At 44.4% G+C, this 24,943-nt stretch carries 11 protein-coding genes, 2 tRNA genes and 3 rRNA genes; 7 read left to right on the top strand and 9 right to left on the bottom strand.

The window, feature by feature from the left end; genetic code table 11:
* Positions 1-28 precede the first annotated feature (28 nt).
* Positions 29-1,072, bottom strand: a complete 1,044-nt coding sequence (locus AXF23_RS03520) for an endonuclease/exonuclease/phosphatase family protein (RefSeq protein ID WP_107624316.1) — start codon at positions 1,070-1,072, stop codon at positions 29-31.
* Positions 1,073-1,369: 297 nt separating this feature from the next.
* On the opposite strand from AXF23_RS03520, the gene AXF23_RS03515 reads away from it, so the two are divergent.
* From AXF23_RS03515 to AXF23_RS03495, 5 genes are all read left to right on the top strand, one after another.
* Entirely contained in the window at positions 1,370-3,949 is a 2,580-nt protein-coding gene (locus AXF23_RS03515; RefSeq protein ID WP_107624315.1) for a porin family protein, read from the top strand.
* A 21-nt stretch (positions 3,950-3,970) separates the two neighbouring features.
* Positions 3,971-5,206 (top strand): DUF5689 domain-containing protein, encoded by a 1,236-nt coding sequence (locus AXF23_RS03510; RefSeq protein ID WP_107624314.1) that lies wholly within the window; start codon positions 3,971-3,973, stop codon positions 5,204-5,206.
* Between the two features lie 23 nt (positions 5,207-5,229).
* The gene (locus AXF23_RS03505; protein ID WP_107624313.1) at positions 5,230-6,576 is read left to right on the top strand and encodes a choice-of-anchor J domain-containing protein; all 1,347 of its coding nucleotides are present in this window, start codon (positions 5,230-5,232) and stop codon (positions 6,574-6,576) included.
* Positions 6,577-6,705: 129 nt separating this feature from the next.
* Positions 6,706-6,957: a type B 50S ribosomal protein L31 gene (locus tag AXF23_RS03500; RefSeq protein ID WP_004361523.1), complete on the top strand. Its 252-nt coding sequence runs from the start codon at positions 6,706-6,708 to the stop codon at positions 6,955-6,957.
* A gap of 214 nt (positions 6,958-7,171) precedes the next feature.
* Positions 7,172-8,101, top strand: a complete 930-nt coding sequence (locus AXF23_RS03495; protein WP_107624312.1) for a DNA/RNA non-specific endonuclease — start codon at positions 7,172-7,174, stop codon at positions 8,099-8,101.
* 287 nt (positions 8,102-8,388) lie between these two features.
* On the opposite strand, the gene AXF23_RS03490 is transcribed toward AXF23_RS03495, so the two are convergent.
* The 7 genes from AXF23_RS03490 to AXF23_RS03460 all read right to left on the bottom strand — a co-directional run bounded on the left by AXF23_RS03490 (position 8,389) and on the right by AXF23_RS03460 (position 19,880).
* Positions 8,389-9,783: a CotH kinase family protein gene (locus AXF23_RS03490; RefSeq protein WP_233251231.1), complete on the bottom strand. Its 1,395-nt coding sequence runs from the start codon at positions 9,781-9,783 to the stop codon at positions 8,389-8,391.
* A gap of 1,234 nt (positions 9,784-11,017) precedes the next feature.
* Positions 11,018-11,130 (bottom strand): 5S ribosomal RNA (rrf, locus tag AXF23_RS03485).
* 299 nt (positions 11,131-11,429) lie between these two features.
* A 23S ribosomal RNA gene (locus AXF23_RS03480) occupies positions 11,430-14,332 on the bottom strand.
* 225 nt (positions 14,333-14,557) lie between these two features.
* A tRNA-Ala gene (locus AXF23_RS03475) sits at positions 14,558-14,631 on the bottom strand.
* Between the two features lie 62 nt (positions 14,632-14,693).
* Positions 14,694-14,767, bottom strand: a tRNA-Ile gene (locus AXF23_RS03470).
* Between the two features lie 184 nt (positions 14,768-14,951).
* Positions 14,952-16,482: ribosomal RNA gene (locus AXF23_RS03465) — 16S ribosomal RNA — on the bottom strand.
* Together the 16S, 23S and 5S rRNA genes with 2 tRNA genes alongside form the textbook arrangement of a ribosomal RNA operon.
* Before the next feature lie 527 nt (positions 16,483-17,009).
* The gene (locus tag AXF23_RS03460; protein WP_107624310.1) at positions 17,010-19,880 is read right to left on the bottom strand and encodes a cation-translocating P-type ATPase; all 2,871 of its coding nucleotides are present in this window, start codon (positions 19,878-19,880) and stop codon (positions 17,010-17,012) included.
* Positions 19,881-20,251: 371 nt separating this feature from the next.
* Between AXF23_RS03460 and AXF23_RS03455 the strand changes: the two genes are divergently transcribed.
* Together AXF23_RS03455 and AXF23_RS03440 are read left to right on the top strand one after the other, a co-directional pair.
* On the top strand, positions 20,252-21,781 hold the full coding sequence (locus tag AXF23_RS03455) for a DUF438 domain-containing protein (RefSeq protein ID WP_107624309.1): 1,530 nt from the start codon (positions 20,252-20,254) through the stop codon (positions 21,779-21,781).
* A gap of 1,219 nt (positions 21,782-23,000) precedes the next feature.
* A complete protein-coding gene (locus AXF23_RS03440; RefSeq protein WP_009010525.1) occupies positions 23,001-23,600 on the top strand; it encodes a DUF4738 domain-containing protein in 600 nt (199 codons plus the stop codon).
* Positions 23,601-23,804: 204 nt separating this feature from the next.
* Here the strand turns inward: AXF23_RS03440 and aroB are convergent, their stop codons facing one another.
* Entirely contained in the window at positions 23,805-24,851 is a 1,047-nt protein-coding gene (gene aroB / locus AXF23_RS03435) for a 3-dehydroquinate synthase (protein ID WP_107624307.1), read from the bottom strand.
* Positions 24,852-24,943: the final 92 nt, after the last annotated feature.

Raw genomic sequence — 24,943 nt, 5'->3', positions numbered from 1 at the left:
CCAATTAGCCTAATAAGCCTAATAACCTCTACTGCTGCTTTACAAAGTAAGTTACAACTGGTAAGTGGTCTGAATAACCATCGAGCCACACACCACCAGCAGTGGTTCGCTTGGTATTACCCTTATACTTACCAGACTCTTGGAATAGATAATCACGACGGAAGATTTGGTTCTTCCAGTATTTCAACTCTGAGAAATCTTTCTTACCATCCTTATTTAATAAGTTAGGAGTCATGATTATCTGGTCAAAAAGGTTCCACTTACCCTGATACTGCAAAGTTCCTGTACCCTCCTTAACAAGGATGTTATACCATGGGTTATACATGTCACCAGCACCAACCTCGCTGATTTCGCCCTTTGCAGACAGACACTCATACATACTCTTGTTGGTTGGGTCGTCATTCATATCACCCATCACAAGTACCTTAACCTTTGGGTCTTCACGAAGAAGTGAGTCCTTCAACGCCTTTACCTGCTTACCTCCTAACTCACGATAGTAAGAACCTGCGCCACGACTTGGCAAATGGCACACTACAATCGTTACGTGTTCGCCTGCTAAGGTACCACTAACAGTGAGGAAGCCACGTGTAGCACGAGTGCTGTCCTTTGGAAAATCATAAACATAAGGTACCAACTTTGTATCTCTTACGGTAAAGAGCTTCGGATTATAAATCAGTGCACAATCGATGCCACGATGGTCGGGTCCTTCGATATGTACATACTTATAGCCACGTGCCGATAACTCTGGTTGGGATGTGAGGTCGTTCATTACATGGTCGTTCTCAACCTCTGCTAATCCTATAACCGCACAACCAACATTCGGAAGAACATCTGTACCCATCTCTGCCAATACTGATGCCATGTTATGCAACTTATGATTATACTTCATCTCGTTCCACTGGTAACTTCCTGTCGGCGTGAAATCGTGGTCGTTTTTACCCTCATCATGTGTTGTATCAAACAAGTTTTCTACATTATAAAAGCCTATAGCATAAACAGAAAACTTCTTCTGAGCAGAAGCCGATGTACCGAATAACACGGTACAGAAAAGAACTAATAGTAACTTTCTCATTATCTTTTATGTTGTTGTTTTTATCAGCGTGTCTGAACGAAGACTACCTTCAACCTGGATTTCAATAATAAAACGGATACAAGAGCATAATTAGGTCTAACCTTGCCTACAAACTATAGACAACATGGCGCTCGTAACCAAATCCCAGAACACAGTCTCGTTTGATTTGCAAATATCGGTAATTAATCCGACATTTACGCATAATTCTCGAAAAATTCATCAAAAAGACTTTCTATTTCCAAATTTATTTCGTTACTTTGCAGTCTATAGTATAACACCTATTTAATGTAATCAACTATGCAGAAAAAGCTGAAACTTGCCGTTTTAGCACTATGTAGTTCGTCTATGATGGTCGCACAGAATACCAATACAAAGACGAGCCAGCAGGCGCAGACGGCCAACGCTATGGATGAATCGGCGTTCACCTTCACTGAAGCGCAGTTAGGTGAGAACAATGACATGAACGAAAATGTAACGATTCTCAACTCAAACAGTAACGTCTATGCTTCACAAGTGGGGTTCTTATATTCGCCTATGCGGTTCCGTTACCGTGCTCTTAACCAGAAATATAACGATGTTTATATCAATGGTGCACCGATGAACGACATGGAAAGTGGCCAGTTCCGCTATTCTATGGTTGGTGGAATTAACCAACAGACACGTAACGTTGACTATGCACTTCCATTTGAGAATAACAACTTCTCAATGACTGCCTTGGCTGGAAGTAACAACTATGACTTCCGTGCTGGTTCTATGGCTGGTGGACACCGTATCACTCTTTCTGCTGCTAACCGTAACTATACCCTTCGTGGTATGTACAACTATGCAAGTGGATTCAACGCTAAGGGCTGGGCTATTGCTGCCAGCGTTGCTTATCGTTGGGCTAACCGTGGTTACGTTGAGGGTACTTTCTATAACTCATTGTCTTACTATTTCGGTGTTCAGAAGAAGTGGGACAATGGTCATTCTTTAGCTTTGTCTACATGGGGTAACCCAACTGAGCGTTCTACACAGGGCGCAAGTACTGACGAGGCTTACTGGCTTGCCAATGATTATCAGTACAATCCATACTGGGGTTATCAGAATGGTCACAAGCGCAACAGCCGTGTTGTAAACGATTTCGCTCCTTCTGCTATCCTCACTTGGGATTGGGATATCAACAAGAAAATGAAGTTGACGACAAGTCTCTTTGCTCAGTACTCTATGTATAAGAGCACTAAACTGAACTATAACAATAGCGAGAACCCACAACCTGACTACTGGAAGAACCTTCCAAGTAGCTACTATGACGTGTGGGATCAGAATGATACACGCTACCGTACAGCACAGGCTTTCTCTGATTGGCAGGCTGCTGTCAACTGGTGGGGCAATAAGGAGAACCGACAAATTCAATGGGATCGACTTTACTATGCTAACCGACAGGCTGCAGCCAACGGCGAGGACGCTCTTTACTACTTGCAGGCTAAGCACAACGATGCGATGACAACAAGGCTTTCTTCTACTCTTACAAACCGTATCGGTAAGAATCAAGTACTTAACGTTGGTCTTTCTCTCGGTCAAACCTTAGCTCGTCACTATCAGACAATGGAAGACCTCTTGGGCGCAAAGAGTTTCCATAACATCAACACTTACGCTGTCGGAACCTACGCAACATCTGACCCACGTGTGCAATACGACCTTAACACTATGAGTACTTTGGGCTTAGGAAAGCTTGTATATGAGGGTGATACATTCGGTTACGACTATAATATCAACGTACGTCGTGGTCAGCTTTGGTCAAACTATGCACAGACGATTGGCAAGCTCCACTATATGATTGCTGCTAAAGTTGGCTATGACAACATGTATCGTGTAGGTCACATGCGCAATGGTATGTTTGCTGACAATTCTGATGGCAAGAGTAAGCATGCTGATTTCCTAACAGGTGGTTTCAAGTCTAACGCTAATATTACCCTTGGTGGCGGCAATGTTATCTCTCTCGGACTGGGTTATGAGCACCGTGCACCCAATGCTAACACTGCTTTTGCTGCTCCTGAGATGAATAATGACTTTGTTCTTAACCTCCACAATGAGCGTGTTTTCTCAAGCGAACTTAGCTATCAATACTCTGGTAGTTGGCTCCGTGCTAACCTCAGTGGCTACTACAACCACATGACACACGTGACCGAGTGGCAGAACTTCTACTTTGATGATGCTAACTCCTTCACATACGTTAGCATGACTAACATGAAAAAGAATTATTATGGTATTGAGTTGGGACTTGACTTCAAGCTCACAAGCTTCCTTAACTTCAAGACTCTCGGTACTTGGAGCGAGGCTAAGAATGCTAACAATGCTGATGTTATCTACTTGAATTCTACTAAGAGCACCTACAACAAGGATGTTGTTTACAATAAGGGGATGCGCGAAGCAAGTACACCACTAAGTGTCTACAGCGCTATCCTTAGCTATCACAAAGGTGGATGGTTCATTGACTTGAGCGGTAACTACTATGATCGTATCTACCTCTCCTACGCTCCAAGCCTTAGTTACGGCAATACTCTCCGCACAATGGGTACCTCCCTTGGCGGTATGGATGCTGATGGCAATTATACTCCTTACGCACAGAGTGAGGGACATGGGGGCTTTATGCTCGATGCGTCTATCGGTAAGAGTCTTTATCTCCGTCATGGAAGTCTGTCAATCAACTTGATGATTACCAACTTACTGAACAATCAGAAGATTGTTAGTGGTGGTTATGAACAGAGCCGTAGTAACTATACTGTCAACAAGACAACTGGTGCGGCTACAACTCGTGCTTACGACTTCTACCGCAATCCTAAGAAATATTATGTGAATGGTATCAATGGTATGTTGAATGTAGCTTATAAATTCTAAAACTAACGACAGGAAACGATTATGAAGAAACTGAAATATTTAATGATGGCAGCTGTCTGCGTGCTCTTTGCAGCATGTATGGGCGATAGCTACGCTGAACCTGCTGATACTGGTTCAGCTCCTTACGGCAATAACGAACTGGCTGAGACGAATGTCATCTCTATTGCTCAACTGAAGAGTAAGTTTGCTAACTATATTGCTACTGACTATCGTAATGGCATCAGCTATGCTAAGGTTACGGACGACATAAAGATTAAGGCGGTGGTTACAAGTACTGACGTTGCTGGTAACATCTATCAGGAATTGGCTTTGCAGGACGCAACTGGTGCTATTATCGTTAGTGTTGCACAGGGTGGTTTACATGGTGCTCTACCTATCGGTACGGAGATCTTGGTTAGTCTAAAGGACCTTTACGTTGGTAACTATGGTAAGCAGGCACAGATTGGCGTTCCTTCTATGAATGCTGCTGGTGCAACAACCATTGGTCGTATAAGCCGTGCTGTTTGGGATCAGCACTATAAGATTCTCTCTTCTGGTAATAAGGTCGAACCTACTGAGTTTGCTTCTGGTACCAATGCCACGACTTGGGACCTCGATACTGATGGTGGTAAGTTGGGTATCATCCGTAACGTTAGCTTTAAGAGTAGTAACAGCAGTAAGGTGACTGACACTTTCGCTGATGCTAACGGTGGTGCGGGTAGCGTTAGCTGGACCCTAAACGAGCAGGATGGCAGAAAGGTTATCGTTTATAACAGTAACTTTGCTAAATTCGCTAATAGCAAGGTTCCAACGGGTAAGGTTGATATCGTTGGTATCTTCAAACGCTTTAATAACCAGTGGGAAATTATCATCCGCTCTCTTGATGATATCAAGGCTGCCGAGAAGGTCGACCCATTTAAGGGTCTCCCTGGCAAGGGTGATGGTACTCAGGCTAACCCATTGGACATCACACGTGCCTTGGCATACGCTAAGTTGAATAAGAAGGATGCTAACACTTACTATATCAAGGGTATCATCTCACAGATTGACGAGGTGTCAACTCAGTATGGTAATGCTCGCTACTACCTGTCTAACGATGGTACAACAGCTGACCATTTGCAGGTGTTCCGTGGCTTGTACTTGAATGGCGATAAGTTCACAAGCGCTTCACAGATTGCTGTAGGAAAGAAGGTGGTCATCCTTGGCACCTTAGATTACTACGAACCAACCTCAAACCCACAGGTTGGACGCAACAGTAAGATTATCTCAATTAATTAACAAGACAAATAACAATACAGAATATGAAAAAGTTTATTTATTCAATGATGGCGCTGGCGATGACTGCTACAGCCTTTACAAGTTGTGAGAACGTCCCTGCTCCATACAGTGTTACCTTTGATGAGGATACCAATAACAATACTAACACGCCTACCACTCCTACTGCAGGAACAGGTACTGAGGCCGACCCATTCAACGTTGCTGCTGCCTTGAAGTATATTGAGGCGGGTCAAGACCTTGATAAGGAGGTATATGTTTCTGGTACGATCGTTAGCGTTAAGGAGATTGACGCTGCTAACTATGGTAACGCTACCTACCTTATCTCTGACGATGGAACGACCAAGGGACAGCTGACTGTCTATCGTGGTTATGCGCTCGGTAATAAGAAGTTTACTGCAAATGACAAACTTAACGCTGGTGATAAGGTTGTTGTCTATGGTAAACTTGTAAACTTCAAGGGTACGAAGGAGTTCACACAGGGCAACTATATCTACTCGCTTAATGGCAATAAGGCTGCTCAGCCTACACCAACAGCCGACTTGAACACTGAGGCTACGGCATGGTCTGTTGCTGAAGCTGTACAGAAGATTCAAGCTAACCAGACTGCTACGGGTGAGGCTTATGTTAAGGGTATCATCTCTGAGGTGGTTTCTTATAATGAAAACTATAAGAGTATCACTTACTATATCTCTGATAATGGTACGGACAAGACGCTCCAGGTATTCTCTGGTAAGGGTCTCAATGGTGCTGACTTCGCTGCTAAGACTGATCTTCAGGCTGGTCAAACAGTAGTTGTTAAGGGTAACTTAAAGGCTTTCACCAATAAGCAGGGCAAGGTCATCATGGAGGTTGATAAGAACAATAAGATTATCTCTATCAGCGGTGCTTCAACTCCTCAGCCTGCTGCTACTGGTCTTACTGCTAAGTTTGAGACTGGTATGGATAACTTTACTATCAATAATATTACACTCCCATCCGACCTTTCTTTCGTTTGGAAACATGATGCAAGTAAAAAATATATGAAGGCATCATCATATAAGAATAATACCAATTATGCAGCACAAAGTCGCTTAGAGTCACCAGCGTTTAGTCTTGTTGGAAAAACATCAGCTACTTTAACCTTCCAAGTTGCAGCAAACTTCTTCACAACAGCAGCTGACAACTTCAAAGTTCAAGTATCAACTGACGGAACTACTTGGCATGATGTCCCTGTTTCTACATATCCTGCTAAAGACTGGAAGTTTGTTACGTCAACATGTAATCTTTCTGCTTATGCTGGTCAAAGCAATGTCCGCATAGGTTTCCTCTACACTTGTGATGGAACAAATCCAGCTGGTACATGGGAAATACAGAACGTAGAAGTTAAATAAAAAACAGCTTAAAATATTTGGCAGGGTGCAGAATTATTCGTAATTTTGCACCCTGTAAAGTGTCTAACTCCGTATTAGTTAATGGAGAGACAATGGTAAGCACATTATTAACAATTAGATAAAAACAAAATGAAACAAGGTATTCATCCAGAAAACTATCGCCCCGTCGTATTCAAGGATATGTCCAACGGTGATATGTTCCTTACAAAGTCTACATGCAAAACTTCAGAGACGGTAGAATTTGAAGGCGAAACTTACCCAGTGGTAAAAGTCGAAATCTCAAGCACCTCTCACCCATTCTATACCGGTAAGAGCAAGCTTGTCGATACAGCAGGTCGTGTTGACCGCTTCATGAGCCGTTACGGTAAGTTGAAGAAGTAATCGATAATACCCTTCGACATTATTACATACAAAGTGCGAACAAACGTAGTTGCATATACGTTTGCTCGCACTTTTGCTTTCAACAAAGCACAAACACTTTTTTTGTCTATTATTAAATGGAGTAAAGTGAATAGTGGGATGCATTGCGTCTCCTCCTATTCTGGTTGCGTTAACATCTCTAAAACTTTCACATCAACCACCCAAAAACAAAAGAATGTATAAGATAACACGAAAAAGAAACGTATGGGTAGTTACACTCCTTTCGCTCGCCTTATTTACTGCATGTAGTAAGGATGATGATAGCTCTACTAATACAGGGGGAACGGAGGATATTACCAATAACATAAATTCTAATCTTAAAGACTTACGTAGTGCGACACATCGCTTGGAGTTCCCTAAATTAAAGGGTGGACACAGTACTGTCCTCACTCATAAACTGAGGACTGGAGAGGTGAATTATAGCGTTGAATGGGACATAGAGAAGATGTCGAATAGATGGACATGCTATCAGATTTATGCCAGCAATGCACAACAGAATGCAGAAAGAAAGCCCCAAAATAGCCCTAACCTCTACCCTATGGACCCCCTATGGACCGCTAATGCTTTCTTCTCAGACGACCCCTATTATGGATCTGGCTATGACCATGGACACCTTTGTCCCTCTCAAGACAGGGTGAACAGCCGAGAGTCTAATGACCAGACTTTCTTCCTTAGTAATATGCAACCACAGGTTCACGGCTTTAATGCTGGTATCTGGGAAGTGATGGAGAGAAAGATGAGAACCTACATCACTGCCACTGGTGGATCTAAGGATACGCTGTTCATTTGCCGTGGTGGTACGATTGACAATCAAGGACAATTTACCTATATCAGAAATAAGTTTATCGTCCCTACTTATTTCTTCTCTGCTGCACTGATGAAATATAAGGTGAAAGGACAAGGAGAGTGGCAATACAAAGCTATCGGTTTCTGGTTTAAGCACGAAAACAATAGCGGAACATCGCTCAAACCTTATGTTGTTAGCATCAGGGAACTCGAGGAGAAAACTGGTATCGACTTCTTCTGCAATCTTCCTGACAATATTGAGCGTAATGTAGAAGCAAAATCACACGACCAAATGACTCTCATTTGGAATATCAAATAAGCTTATCTACACTATCAATAATTATAGTGTAGAATGCCTACCAGCGTCTGTTACATTACAAAAAATCATTACATAAATTCGTATAGGAGGTTGGGGAGAAAGTACAAGACATACATACTGATCGTTACTCGCAACCATCACATATTCAGAAGGTTACAAACAACACCAAAGAAGACGCCTATCTTGGTTCAAGAAAGGCGTCTTCTATAGGCAAGAAGGGCATGTTCTTGAAGCAAGAAGGGCGTCTTCTTAAATCAAAAAAAGCATGTATTGGTTTTGTAAAGCTACTATTTTATAAATATTTTCTTACGACCCTTAACGTAAACTCCACTACCCAAATGATTGGGATCGACCTTTATTCCTTGAAGCGTATAGACATCATCCGACTCGTTTGCTGCTACTCGGGAAGGCTTTATAGCATTAGGATCATTAAACAATTGCCTATCAAGCACTTTCATGTGACGAGTAATCCAATTGGCAATATGCTCCATCTCTTTGTCGTAATCAATCTTTTGCTCTAATATATCCGTGTCTCCACTCCATCGCTGTGTTTCTCTTTCAGCTGCACCACATTTCTTTAATAACTGATAATAGCTTTTATAACGTGCAATCAGACTGTCTGTCGACAAAACATCCTTTCTTGCTGACCAGTATCGCTCCCTCACCTGCGAATTGAAATTACCTGCATTCGTGGCTATCAAACGCTTTATCAAATTGAAATACCCTTTTATAATATGGTTAGGTAACGTATATTTCTGATCATAAACTTTAAGATAGGAACTACCAACTGTCAAGTCTAAATCCCAAACGGCAAAAGTAATCTTTTGTGACTCCTTACTGTCATATATTGCCCAGTACATATTCTTTCCTATATTATCAACTGCACATAAAGTTTGAGTATAGATATAATAGTCCTCAACAACAGGTAAATCAAAATAATAAGCAACTGAATCTTTGAACTCCTCATCACTACTATTAACTACAAAGTTAATAGCCTTCCATAAGGGTGAATAGTCGGTAGGATTAACATCCTTAATATCAGGATACTTTGTCTCAAAGACATCCCAAGTTGAAGAAGTGTTATCAAATGATGGAGGAGTATTATACATCATCGATAAACCACGCCCACTTGTCTTCCATAACTGACCATGAATAATGCCTTTCTTCGACTTTTTTAGACCTAACGTCTTATTGTCCATCGTTTCTGTCAAGCTATAAATTCCGATATACTCATCATTTAGGAAGACCTCTACCACTCGTCCTCTAACACCGGTAACGACCTCGGCTCCGTCTGCAGTGTAGTAAGGCTTACGCGCAAAGTCATTCCATAATTCAGTAGCTATACGGTTACGCAGTCTAAACAAGTCTTGTTGTCCAGCATCTAATATCCAATTCTTATCAGCTTTCAAACCGAAAAACTGCTGTTTCTCCTTAAACTTTATCTTATAATTACGTTTATGTTTTCCTTCAGTGTTAGTACTTCCTCCTCGCCACTTTATCTTAGCCTCGTAACTGACAAGAGTTGCACCTTGTGAGCTATAAAAGTCCACTGTCCCATTTTGGTATTCGCTACTAAACGTACCTCGCAGCACTAATACAGGAATAGACTGACCTAAATCAGTTGGCAGAACGTTATTGGATTGTGCAAAAGTAGCTAAACTACTACTTATAAATACTACCAATAAAGTAAAAAAACGATGTAAATTAATCAGATCAAGTTAGCTTAAAAGATATAACATAAAGAGATAATTTGCTGGATTAAGCCAAGTATTTAAAGTGAGTTGTAATAGATTAATTGCCGTTACAAAGTTATTAAAAAATATAATATAAAGCAAATTATTTTATAATTATGCATGAAAACTATACTCTGTTAGTATATAACACTAATAGGCCCATCAGCCCTATTATCCCTACAGTATAAGGTCCATTAGCCTTATCAGCCTTACGCTATTAGGCTCTACACTATTAGACCCATCAGCCTTATTAGCCTTACGCTATTAGGCCCATTAGCCCAATCAGCCCTATTCTATTAGGCCTATTAGCCCAATCAACCCAACGCCATTAGTCTCATTAGCTCTATCAGCCCTACAGTATAAGGTTCATTAGCCTTATAGTCTTACGCCATTAGTCTCATTAGTCCTACACTATTAGACCCATCAGCCTAATTAGCCTTACACTATTAGCCCCATCAGCCTTATCAGCCCTAAACCATTTGGCCCATTAGTCTTATCAACCCTACACTATTAGGCCCATTAGCCATACCAGCCCTATTCTATTTGGCCCATTAGTCTTATCAGCCCAACACTATTAGGCTAATTAGTCCTATCAGCCTTACACTATTTGGCCCATTAGCCTTATCAGCCCAACGCTATTAGGCCCATAAGCCTTATCAGCCCAACACTATCAGGTCCATTAGATCTATCAGCCCTACAGTATAAGGTTCATTAGCCTTATAGTCTTACGCCATTAGTCTCATTAGTCCTACACTATTAGACCCATCAGCCTTATTAGCCTTACGCTATTAGGCCCATTAGCCTTATCAGCCCAACGCTATTAGGCCAATAAGCCCTACACTATTAGGCTCATTAGTCTTATCAGTCCAACACTATTAGCCCCATCAGCCTTATCAGCCCAACGCTATTAGGTCCATTAGCCCTATCAGCCCAACACTATTTGGCCCATAAGTCTTATCAGCCCAACGCTATTAGGCCCATTAGCCTTACCAGTCTTACGCTATTAGGCCCATTAGTCTTATCAGCCTTACGCCATTAGGCTCATTAGCCATATAAGGCTCATTGCTTTTATTAGCCTCATTAGCCCATAAACATCCACTAACAACACACTATCAACACCTATCAATAATCAACTAACAACAAAAAAAGAGCCTTGAAGATTTCTCTTCAAGGCTCTTATAAAAGAAGGCGGCCACCTACTCTCCCGCATTGCATTGCAGTACCATCGGCGCAAACGGGCTTAACTTCTCTGTTCGGAATGGGAAGAGGTGGGACCCCGCCGCAATAACCACCTAATATTTCTCTCGGTTGACTAGTTCACAGGTGACAAGTTGACTAATTATTTGCCTTTATCCTTGTCGTCTTTCTGTCTTCTTATCAGTAGATCCGTTATTAAACATTGTCCATAGAACTAATAACTTGTTTACTTGTTAACTCGTTATCTTGTCAACTCGTCTACTGACTTGTCAGCCGTATAAGGTGACGTATTTCCACAAGCAAAACATATAGAACTCATATCTTCCTATCAAGAAGATTACACAACTCAAAGTCTGAGTCACTGGTCTCCGCTCTCCAAACTCTGGAGGCGGAAGACCCGAAGAAAGTTTCGGGCAATTAGTAGTGCTCGGCTTTGACGTCACCGTCTTTACACCTACACCCTATCAACGTCATCGTCTATGACGACCCTTATGAGGAGCTCTCATCTTGCGGCTGGCTTCGCACTTAGATGCTTTCAGCGCTTATCCAATCCAGACTCAGATACCCAGCGGTGCACCTGGCGGCACAACTGGTAAACCGGAGGTCTGTCCAACACGGTCCTCTCGTACTAGTGTCAGCACCACGCAAAACTCCAACGCCCACGATAGATAGAGACCGAACTGTCTCACGACGTTCTGAACCCAGCTCGCGTGCCACTTTAATGGGCGAACAGCCCAACCCTTGGGACCTTCTCCAGCCCCAGGATGTGACGAGCCGACATCGAGGTGCCAAACCACCCCGTCGATATGAGCTCTTGGGGGGGATCAGCCTGTTATCCCCGGAGTACCTTTTATCCTTTGAGCGACGGAGTTTCCATACACATCCGCCGGATCACTATGCCCCAGTTTCCTGCCTGCTCGGCATGTCTGCCTCCCAGTCAAGCGCCCTTATGCCATTGCACTCTATAAGGCCGGTTACCAATCGGCCCGAGGGCACCTTTGGAAGCCTCCGTTACACTTTTGGAGGCGACCACCCCAGTCAAACTACCCACCAAGCAGTGTCCGCGCCACAGGCGCGTTAGACCTCAGACAGCCAAAGGGCCGTATTTCAAGGATGGCTCCACGAATGCTGGCGCACCCGCTTCAAAGCCTCCGGCCTATCCTACACATCGGATGACCAAGGTCAATGCTAAGCTGTAGTAAAGGTTCACGGGGTCTTTTCGTCCCATCGCGGGTAATCGGCATCTTCACCGATACTACAATTTCACTGAGATCATGGTTGAGACAGCGTCCGGATCATTACACCATTCGTGCAGGTCGGAACTTACCCGACAAGGAATTTCGCTACCTTAGGACCGTTATAGTTACGGCCGCCGTTTACTGGGGCTTCAATTCAATGCTTCCTATTGCTAGTGACATCTCCTCTTAACCTTCCAGCACCGGGCAGGTGTCAGGCTGTATACATCATCTTTCGAGTTTGCACAGCCCTGTGTTTTTGTTAAACAGTTGCCTGGACCTATTCTCTGCGCCTCATATTACTATGAGGACCCCTTATCCCGAAGTTACGGGGTCAATTTGCCTAGTTCCTTAACCATGAATCTCTCAACGCCTTAGTATATTCTACCCGACCACGTGTGTCCGTTTGCGGTACGGGTCGCAGTATCATTAAGTTTAGCGGATTTTCTCGGAAGTATGATTACCTGCACTCAACTCTTCCCGAAGGAAATGCTGTACTTTCGTGTTTCAGCTCAAGTGGTGGATTTGCCTGCCACTATCATAACCTACGCACTTAAACGCCCTATTCCGTCAGGGCGCGGCAGTGTCACTGCTCCGTCTCCACGTCACTGATAATGCGAGTTGCGGAATATTAACCGCATCTGCCATCGCCTTCGCCATTCGGCTGAGACTTAGGACCCGACTAACCCCGGGCTGATTGGCATCGCCCGGGAAACCTCGGTCTTTCGGCGAAAGGGAATCTCACCCTTTTTATCGTTACTTATACCTACATTTGCTTTTCCATAAACTCCAGGATCAGTTACCTTCACCATTCAACGTCGATGGAATGCTCCCCTACCGATACTTTTAATATACATTACTATCCCGCGCCTTCGGTATCTGACTTATACCCGATTATTATCCATGCCCGGACCCTCGACTAGTGAGCTGTTACGCACTCTTTGAATGAATGGCTGCTTCCAAGCCAACATCCTAGCTGTCACGGGGACCAGACTTCGTTAGACTAACTTAGACAGAATTTCGGGACCTTAGACGGCGGTCTGGATTCTTCTCCTCTCGGGGACGGACCTTAGCACCCGCCCCCTTACTGCACATCTGCTGTCCATAAGCATTCGGAGTTCGTCAGGTCTCGATAGGCGGTGAAGCCCTCTTGACCTATCGGTCGCTCTACCTCTTATGGAGATCGATGCACGCGGCACCTAAATGCCTTTCGGGGAGTACGAGCTATCTCCAAGTTTGATTGGCCTTTCACTCCTACACTCACCTCATCGGGAAGCTTTTCAACGCTTATCCGTGCGGTCCTCCATTCGGTGTTACCCGAACTTCAACCTGGGCAAGTGTAGATCACTTGGTTTCGCGTCTACCCCATCTGACTTGACGCCCTATTCAGGCTCGCTTTCACTGCGGATACGTAACTCTTGTTACTTATCCTTGCCAGACATGGTAACTCGTAGGTTCATTATGCAAAAGGCACGCCGTCACCGCTTACGCGGCTCCGACCGCTTGTAGGCGCATGGTTTCAGGAACTATTTCACTCTCCTAATCGGAGTGCTTTTCACCTTTCCTTCACAGTACTCGTTCACTATCGGTCTCACGGGAGTATTTAGCCTTACCGGATGGTCCCGGCAGATTCGCGCAGAATTTCACGTGTTCCGCGTTACTCAGGATACCACTACGTCTCGTCATGCTTCGGATACAGGATTATCACCTTCTATGATTCTACTTTCCAGTAGATTCTCCTCACAATCTAAGTACGACAACGTGGTCCTACAACCCCTGCTAAGCGTTGCCACAAAGCAGGTTTAGGCTCTTTCCCGTTCGCTCGCCACTACTAGGGAAATCATTAGTTTATTTTCTCTTCCTAGAGGTACTAAGATGTTTCAGTTCCCTCCGTTCGCCTCACTACGTCTGTAGTGATAACAGGTCTTCAACCTGCTGGGTTGTCCCATTCGGAAATCCTTGGATCAAAGGTTATTTGCACCTACCCAAGGCTTATCGCAGCTTATCACGTCCTTCATCGCCTCCGTGAGCCAAGGCATCCGCCATGCGCCCTTTCTTACTTTCTTCGCCTTCTTTGTAATTAATTACAAAGAATGTAGCTCATACTTTCAGCTGTTGTATGATTCTAAACATTATGAAGATTAATCTTCATGAATGAGAATACTAATTCTTCCTATATAATAAGGAATATTAGTTCTACTTACAGTCTTGCTTGTGTCAATATGTCAAAGATCTTGTGCTGTTACTCTTTGTATTCTGAGGCAGTGCCTCAGAAGCATGGAACAGCGAAGTGGAGAATAACGGATTCGAACCGTTGACCCCCTGCTTGCAAAGCAGGTGCTCTAGCCAACTGAGCTAATCCCCCAAGGGATAGAGAAAAGGATTAAAGGATATTCAGCCTGTTACACATTTGACTTAATCTATGTGTAGTCCCAGGCAGACTTGAACTGCCGACCTCCACATTATCAGTGTGGCGCTCTAACCAACTGAGCTATAGGACTGAGTTGGAAGAAATCACTTCGGCTATTCATGCCAGACTTCCTTTCTCTTATTCTTAAAACAGTATCAGTGAGTACAAGAAGAAAACGAACCAAAGGTTCTTTTATTTTCTTGATTACCGTTAACTTGTTAACATGTATACTTAAATACTTATCAACTAAATCAACTAATAAGCGAACTCTCCAGAAAGGAGGTGTTCCAGCCGCACCTTCCGGTACGGCTACCTTGTTACGACTTAGCCCCAATCACCAGTTTTGCCCTAGGCCGATCCTTGCGGTCACGGACTTCAGGCACCCCCGGCTTTCATGGCTTGACGGGCGGTGTGTACAAGGCCCGGGAACGTATTCACCGCGCCATGGCTGATGCGCGATTACTAGCGAATCCAGCTTCGTGGGGTCGGGTTGCAGACCCCAGTCCGAACTGGGACCGGCTTTCAAGATTTGATGCAATTTGCATTACACCATCCCTCTGTACCGGCCATTGTAACACGTGTGTAGCCCCGGACGTAAGGGCCGTGCTGATTTGACGTCATCCCCACCTTCCTCACACCTTACGGTGGCAGTGTCTCCAGAGTGCCCAGCATTACCTGATGGCAACTGAAGAGAGGGGTTGCGCTCGTTATGGCACTTAAGCCGACACCTCACGGCACGAGCTGACGACAACCATGCAGCACCTTCACAGAGGCCCCGAAGGGCGTCATTATCTCTAAATCCTTCCTCTGCAATTCAAGCCCGGGTAAGGTTCCTCGCGTATCATCGAATTAAACCACATGTTCCTCCGCTTGTGCGGGCCCCCGTCAATTCCTTTGAGTTTCACCGTTGCCGGCGTACTCCCCAGGTGGGATGCTTAATGCTTTCGCTTAGCCGCTGATACCAGGTACCAACAGCGGGCATCCATCGTTTACTGTGCGGACTACCAGGGTATCTAATCCTGTTCGATACCCGCACCTTCGAGCTTAAGCGTCAGTTGCGCTCCCGTCAGCTGCCTTCGCAATCGGAGTTCTTCGTCATATCTAAGCATTTCACCGCTACACGACGAATTCCGCCAACGTTGTGCGTACTCAAGGAAACCAGTATGCGCTGCAAGTCAGACGTTGAGCGTCTACATTTCACAACACACTTAATCTCCGGCCTACGCTCCCTTTAAACCCAATAAATCCGGATAACGCCCGGACCTTCCGTATTACCGCGGCTGCTGGCACGGAATTAGCCGGTCCTTATTCGTATGGTACCTGCAAACAATCACACGTGATTGACTTTATCCCCATACAAAAGCAGTTTACAACCCATAGGGCCGTCATCCTGCACGCTACTTGGCTGGTTCAGGCTCTCGCCCATTGACCAATATTCCTCACTGCTGCCTCCCGTAGGAGTTTGGACCGTGTCTCAGTTCCAATGTGGGGGACCTTCCTCTCAGAACCCCTACTGATCGTCGCCTTGGTGGGCCGTTACCCCGCCAACAAGCTAATCAGACGCATCCCCATCCATTACCGATAAATCTTTACTTCAAATCTGATGCCGTCATCGAAGACTATGCGGTATTAGTCTGCCTTTCGGCAGGTTATCCCACAGTAATGGGTAGGTTGGATACGCGTTACTCACCCGTGCGCCGGTCGACGTCCATTCAGTGCAAGCACTAAATGCCGTTTCCCCTCGACTTGCATGTGTTAAGCCTGTAGCTAGCGTTCATCCTGAGCCAGGATCAAACTCTCCATTGTAAAATATGTTTTGGTGATAAGTGATGGGTGATAAATGATAATGGATACCATGTTAACCCAAACGCTTCACCGAGTAATCTCTGTTTCAGAACGCTTATCCTAAAAGTATCAAGTAAAAAGCACCTTTTCTTTTGTTCCATAGTGTTTTGAGGCGGTACCTCAAAAGCAGGAACAATGAATTGATCGGTTCGTTTCTTTTACCCATCTGAATGACATTTAATGTCAGACAGACGCTTCTTGTACTACTTCTCTGTTTATGTAAATCTTTTCAAAGAACGTTGCTTACGTTAACTTGCCAGGTGGCTTGTTTTGTAAAGCGAGTGCAAAGGTATAGACTTTCTCTGTAACCTCCAAATGTTTTGAGAGAAATTTTTATCAAAAACTTAATTTTTCTTCGTTAGGAGCGAATTAAACAGCATTACACCTTATTATATAATACGCATCCCTTTCTTGCAAAAAATAAGCCTCTTGTGCCGACCGTCATCCTTTCACGACCTAATTAAGCCAAGATTGACATTACAGCCATACTATTTCTTTTTAGGCTTTATCAGATGCCAAGCCTCTCTAACCCATAGAACCAAAGAAGAGCCAAGTATGATAATAATCCAATCCTCCAATGACAATCCCCCCTTAGCAATGTTAAAGAACTTCTGCAAGATAGGCAGTTCCACCATAGCTATTTGTCCGATAAGAATAATCATGACGATAAAGAGCAATCCCCGGCACCCTTTGAAATGCAAAGCACTACGTCCTGTTTCAAATGCGCGAGCATTAAACAGATAGAAGAAATGCGTCATAACAAAGATAGTAAAGAGTAAAGTTAATTCATACGGACTAAGTCCATTAGTGCTACCAAGCTGCAGATGGATAATATCCTTTAATGCCGTAATATCAGCATGTTCGAAGATATAAAGTAAAGCCAACAGCATCACAAAGAAGAAGCCACCCACACCAAGAATATTCCAGCCCATAGAACGGCTGATAATAAAGGCATTACGGTCACGCGGAGCATCCTTCATCACCCTTTCAGACGGAGGCAGAGAAGCCAGTGCCATAGCCGCAAAAGTATCCATGATAAGGTTCACCCACAGCATCTGCGTTACTGTCAGCGGAGATTCCGTACCCATGAAAGCACCAGCAAGGACGAGGAAACAAGCCGCAACATTAACTGTAAGCTGAAAGAGTAAGAACCGTTGTATATTCTGATAGAGCGAACGTCCCCACATCACCGCTTTACCGATACTACTAAAAGAGTTATCGATAATCGTAATATCCGAAGCCTCCTTAGCCACCGACGTACCATCGCCCATAGAGAGTCCCACATGTGCCGCCTGCAATGCAGGAGCGTCATTCGTACCATCACCTGTAACAGCAACCACCTCATTACACCGCTGCAACGACTCAACCAGTCGTTTCTTATCCAGCGGGCGAGCCCGAGAAATAATCTTCAAGTCCTCCACTCGTTTATCAAGTTCAGCATCAGAAAGAGCCGCAAACTCTGGTCCTGTAATAATATTCTTATCCGAATCGCTGCTTGTCCACAGTCCTATCTGTCGTCCAATCTCCTTAGCAGTCCTTGAGGTATCGCCTGTCACAATCTTCACAGCAATCCCCGCCTTCATACATTCAGCCACAGCAGCAGGGACATCATCACGAACAGGGTCGCTGATAGCGACAATCCCTTGGAAGATAAGGCCATCAGCCACTACTCTTCCTTCTTTAAACACATCCTCCTTACCGTCAACAATCTGATAAGCAAAGCCCAGCGTACGCATAGCCTGCTCCTGATACTCTTCCAACTGCCGTTCGATATCCTCTTTCGTAACATCACAATCCGTCTGTTTACAGAGTCCATAGACAATCTCAGGAGCACCCTTCACATAGAGGATTTGCTTTCCTTCCATCAGCGTAGACTTGACGAGCACAGCCATATACTTCCTTTCCGTAGTAAACGGTAGCTCCTCAACGATTTGCACATTACTTCTTATCTCTCTATAAGATATCTGATGATCATTCAGCCACAGCAACAAAGCCCCTTCAGTAGGACTCCCCAATACCTTAGGTTTGTCTTTTTCCGAGTAATCCAAAGATGCAGTAGAGTTAACCGATATCCCCTCCATCAATAAACGTGCAGCCAGACTCTCATCCAATTGTTGCTTATCCAGGGCATAGAACTGCGTCTGATAAACCCGCATCTGGTTCTGTGTCAGCGTACCCGTCTTATCTGTACAGATGACTGTCGTTGCTCCCATCGTCTCGCAGGCATGCATCTTACGCACGAGATTGTTCGTCTTCATCATCCTTCGCATACTATAGGCTAAGCTCAACGTCACAGCCATTGGAAGACCCTCTGGTACAGCCACAACAATCAAGGTAACGGCAATCATCATTGTATTCAGCGTATGCGCCAACAAGCCCGTCATACTCTCTTCAGGAAGAAGCATTATATGGAACACGACAACACAAGCCATTAAGATAAGGAAATAGCCAATCGTTATGAACGTATTAACAAACCATTTCCATCCCTCAAACTTCTTGATAACAAGCCAGAAGAATATTAACGTAGGAATACTCAACGTCCAAACAATTGGTTGCCAATGGAAGAACACGTTCAATCTACCTACTATGATACATCCTGCAAAGACATAGCTTAATTTCGTAATAAGCTCACTCAGTCCGTCAAGCTGTTCACTAAGCGGTGTCTTCACGCTATCGTCTATTTGCGCAGCCTCAAACACCTTACCATTTTCAGTACTATCGCCTACAGCCTCAACCACAAAGATGCCATGTCCTTCCATCACCTTCGTACCACGCAACACTTGGTTAGTAGCGTAGGAGGCATCCTTGTCAAACTCCTCTTCTTTTACTGATTTATAAGCAGGAACACTCTCTCCATTCAGCGTTGACTCGTCAACATAAAGCGAGATAGCCTCGAGCAACCTACCATCTGCTGGTATTTCTGATCCTGTATTGATAATGACAACATCGCCGACAACAATATCCTTCTTAGCAACTGTCGTCGCATTACCATTTCTTATCACCTCAACCTCTTCCTCATCATTCGCTTGGTTGAGGATAGAGAACTCTTTATCTGCTTTCAGTTCAAAGTAGAATGCAATACTTGTAGCCAAAAGGATAGCGATAAAGATACCCACTGGTTCAAAGAAGACAGCCACTCCGTCCTCACTATGTAGTCCCCAGTATTCCCAACAAGAAATAGCGATAGAGAGGAAACCCGCAATGAGAAGGATGATAATGAGTGGGTCCTCAAACTTCTCTAAGAACTGCTTCCATAGTGGATCCTTCTCACAAGGCGTTAACACATTAGCCCCATGTTGTTCACGACTGGCCAACACCTCCGTGTCAGTCAACCCTTCATAATGTCTTTTTTGCTCCATAACTTTACTTTGCAAATATATTTAGTTAGATTTTTTCTTGTTCTGCAATCGTATTATCTCTTTGGTAGTGTAGCGTTTAGAAGATTTCCGTCTCTCGTTCTATTGACTGGTAAACACCATTGAGAATCATTACGCTCAATTTCACTTGATATGTCTGCAAAGATACAAATATTTTGTTATTAACAACCTTTATAACCATAAATATTACGAATCATAACCAAAATCTTTTGAATAACAAACCACAACACGCATTCAGCCGACAAGTGATATATTATCTTTTTTTAACTTAACTCAGTCACATTTGTTATCTTTCTATTTCCAAAGAAGGCCTTATCTTTGCAGCAGAAAACAATAAAATCAGTAACAGAGTTATGGCAAATAAGATGAAAGACTTTCTCCCGAAGATTGAAATGGAGAAGATGCAAGCAATGCTTGAACTGGAGGAAAAGTACGAGACAGGACAGCTCTCATTAGAAGAGGCACGTGAGCAGATGAAGACAAAGGTAGGGAAAATACGCCCTTATCACCTTGCCTTCATCGAACAAAATATGAAGTCGCGTGAGGACGATGAGTGTATCCGTGCCGACATGCGCAAGATTATTGAACTCGTAGAGGGTTTCATGGATTATAGTCGACCAGATGTACCAGAGGACCACCCACTTTCACATTATTATAAAGAGAACGACGAGATGCGCCGACTGCTCCTTGCTGTTGAGGACCTCATACAGTATCCGATGATAAAGAACCAGTGGTTAGAACTCTACGACCAGATACGTCAGTATCCTATCCACTACCAACGTAAGCAGAACCAACTCTATCCTCTCTTGGAGAAGAAGGGCTTCGACCGCCCAACAACGACGATGTGGAACTTTGACGACATCATCCGTGATGAGATCAAGGAGTCGCTGCGACTCTTAGAGGCTAACGACGAAGAGGCCTTCATCGCTGCTCAAAGTGAGTTAATAGCTAATGCACGCGACTTGATGGAGAAGGAAGAGACTATTCTCTACCCTACTTCTTACGCACTTATATCAGCGGAAGAGTTTGAGGACATGAAGGCAGGCGACCAAGAGATTGGTTTTGCGTTCTTCACTGTGGACACTCCATCATCACCCAACACCCACCACTCAACACCTAAAGAAGGCTTTGCAGAAGACCTCCAAGCCCTACTCAGTAAGTATGGCTACTCGGCAGGACCACAGCAGGAGTTGGATGTGGCTACAGGTAAGCTCACCTTAGAGCAAATCAACCTCATCTATCAGCACCTACCAATCGACATCTCCTTCGTAGACGAGAACGAGTTGGTGAAATTCTATTCTGATACTGACCACCGCATCTTCCCAAGGTCGAAGAATGTCATCGGTCGACAGGTATCTAACTGCCACCCTCGTAAGAGCGTGCACATCGTTGAGGAGATTGTTGCAAAGTTCCGTAGTGGCGAACAAGACAAGGCTGAGTTCTGGATTAACAAGCCTGAAGTGTTCCTCTATATCGTCTACTTTGCTGTGCGCGATAAGCAAGGTCGCTTCCGTGGCGTACTCGAAATGATGCAAGACTGTACGCATATCCGTGAGCTGACTGGCTCACAGACCTTGCTGACATGGGCTGGTAAAGAGGAGGAAAACGTATCAACCACCACCGCTACCAGCGAAGAGAACGACGACGCACCTACTGCCCAAGCAGACAAGCAGATAGAGATAACTTCAGACACACGTCTGAAAGACCTCTTTGAAGTCTATCCTCATCTAAAGAAGGAACTTGCTGCTCGCTATCCATCCTTCAAGATGCTGAACACGCCATTAGGCAAGTTGATACTCAAGAAGGCTACTGTCCGCACTGCTGCTGAACGTTCTGGATTAGGCGAAGAGCGGTTTATTCAGTTGCTAAAAGATTGTATCTAAAATAGATTTAACAGTGGGTCTATCCCTATAAAGACAACCTCACCCCCGCTTCCTCTCTGATTGTAGAGGGGAGCAGGGGGTGAGGTTGCTCTTTATAGGACTACTAATAAAAAAATATGGGACGTGTCCACCCTATTTATCAACATCTCCACATGAGAAAAATCGGTAATGTCTCCACCGTTCAGGATAATCAATAACATCGTAAAAAATCATTACATACTATTAAAGTAAGTATCTGCAAAATAAGCATATATCATCTCCTTTTATCACACTCATAATAGTCAACAAATCAAGCTATTACAAACAACGTTGTAGAAGACGCCCTTCTTGCCTCAAGAAGGGCGTCTTCTGCATGCAAGAAGGGCATGTTCTCAAACGAAGAAGACGCCCTTTTAGCCTCACCCCCAGCCCCTCTCCGAATGGAGAGGGGAGTGATCACCGCAACAGCACATCCCCCGGCCCCAGCTGGCCCCTCCCCCTTCCCCTCCCCAAAAGGGAGGGGCGTAATCACCGAGATACCCCTATAGAGTGGATATAGGCTTCGCATTGTCCTTTATTAGAAGTCTTGTAGGAGTGCCTCAGCGTGTTTTTTCTCACAGATTTACACAGAAGAACAGAACACACAAGGGTTCACAGAGACATTAAGTCAACCGATAACACAGAACCTTACAGCCAACAGAAGCCTCACCCCCCACCCCTCTCCGAATGGAGAGGGGAGTGATTACCGAGATACCCCTACATGTCCTCCACATGATTCGTATGTCTTCTCCTCCTATCAGCAGCCTAATAGGGGTAACCTCACATACTACTCCCCTCTCCATTCGGAGAGGGGTTGGGGGTGAGGCCTCTGTGTTCTCTGTATGCCGGAGGCCTTCTGTGGGTTTGAAACTGTGCGCTATAATGTTCTGTTAAATCTGTGAGTTCTGTGAGAGATAAACCTCCCCAGCAAATCTCATAGGCATTATCTCATCGAGTGGGTGCGTTCTATTTCTCACAGAATAACACAGAATAACAGAACACACAGCATTTCACAGAGACATTAAGTCAACCGATAACACAGAACCTTACAGCCAATAGAAGCCTCACCTCACCAAGCACTCGCCCGTAGAAATAGCCGAGCAATCCATCAACCCTAATCCCTCTGTAAAGCTATCTTTTATTGTTCATCCTTGCAAGGTTCAAAGAAAATACGTAAATTTGCCTACAAGAATCATGTATTATGACAAGAAATATATTACACATCATAAGCTTGAGCCTACTACTCTTGGGTGTTACGGCTTGCAAGCAAGAAAGAAAATCAAACGATATCATCACTAAGATAGCTCCAAAACCTCATGTGCCGAGTGGTACAAAGGCTATGGATGAATTCAAGTATGAGAAGAAAGTGGAGTGGATGGGTGCTACCTATACAATTCGCATACATCGTTTTGCAGATAAATCACTATCTACTGTAAGTGACGAGGACGGCCGCAAATACTATGACAACAAGTTTCAAGTACAGATACTACGCTCGGATGGTTCATCATTCTACGACCGTACGCTTACAAAAGACGATTTCAGAGAGTTTACCGACAATCAGTACGCTAAGAACGGAGCCTTGATAGGTTTCATGTTCGACCGAGCTGAGGGCAACAAACTATACTTCGGAGCAAGTGTTGGCTCTCCTGACCCAAAGAGCGACGAGTATGTTCCCTTAGACGTAACCATCGATAACATGAGTAGGATGCGTATCAATAAGGCAACACAATTAGACACTCCAAGCGACCAACCCGAACAGCCGAAGAGTGAAGTGGATAAATCGGAGGAAGAAGGGGTGTAGGGAGTGGGGGACCTCCCCCGACCCCTCCGAAGGAGGGGAGCCCCAAGCTGCTAAATCCCCTACAATTCTTTCGAAGGAGGGGAGTACTAAACTGCTGGGACCTCCCCCGACACCTCCGAAGGAGGGGAGGCCCAATAGGATAAGATTGGTGATTAGGCTTAAGTCTTATTAGCCTTATTAGCCTTATTAGCCCAATACCTTTTACTACCCTTCTCTCACAAAGTCAAGGGCCTCTTTCACCTCTTCCTCGCTAACAGACTGGTTGATACGGATGTCGCCAATACCCCCTAAGAGCGTGACATTAATCTCATTTCCACGGTTCTTCTTATCATGGTACATCAGCTCAATGAGCCTTGCATAATCGTTGCAAGTGATGGGCAGCACCCCATAATACGCACGAATGAAACTGACAGTCTGCCGCATACGCTCTGTTGGAAAACCCGTCTTCACTACAGAGAGGTATAATTCAGCTATCAAACCAAAGGCTACAGCATATCCATGAAGGATAGGACGATGCTCTAAAGCCCATGACTCGAACGCATGACCAAAGGTATGACCAAGGTTAAGGGCCTTTCTAATACCCTTCTCGTGCGGGTCCTCCTCCACAATTCGTTCTTTTACGCATACGCTTCTACCCAACATTCCACTCAACAACAGCAGGTCTGGCTCAGCAAGGTTGTAGTTTATCAACTCAGCCCACATCTTTTCATCAGCAATCAAACCATGTTTTAGCATCTCAGCATAGCCACTGCGGATATTAGCAGTGTCGAGTGTCTTAAGCCAATCAGTGTTAAGAATAACCGTATTCGCCTCATTGAAGACCCCAATCTCATTCTTCAATCCACCGAAGTTCACGCCCGTCTTGCCGCCAACACTGGCATCAACCATCGCAAGAAGCGTTGTAGGAATATTAATGAAGTTAATGCCCCGCTTGAATGTTGATGCCGCAAAGCCACCAAGGTCGGTCACCATACCACCACCGAGGTTTATCAACAGCGAGTGACGCGTAGCCCCTCCCTGCTGTAAGGCCTCCCATACAGCCACCAAGGTATCGAGCGTCTTACAGCTATCTGTCGTCCCAATCGTAATCACTTGAGCCTTTTTTAGACAGAAATCATCCTTGATAAGCTCCCAACACAACTCACGTGTCGTCTCATCAACAAGCACAAATATCTTGTCTTTCTCGCACTCAGAGATCGCTGTCGCCAGTTCACTCTTGAACTGTTTGGATATAATAATGTTCTGTTTCATAAGCTTCTCCTCTATAGTTCACAATACAAAAATAAGCTTTTTCAGCTTACGAAAACACAGAAACACGCAGATATTTCACACACTTTAATACT

Source organism: Prevotella sp. oral taxon 313 (genome assembly GCF_003043935.1).
GTDB lineage: Bacteria > Bacteroidota > Bacteroidia > Bacteroidales > Bacteroidaceae > Prevotella > Prevotella jejuni.
The sequence above is the reverse complement of the archived record's forward strand: the minus strand, read 5'-3'. Positions and strand labels throughout refer to the sequence as shown.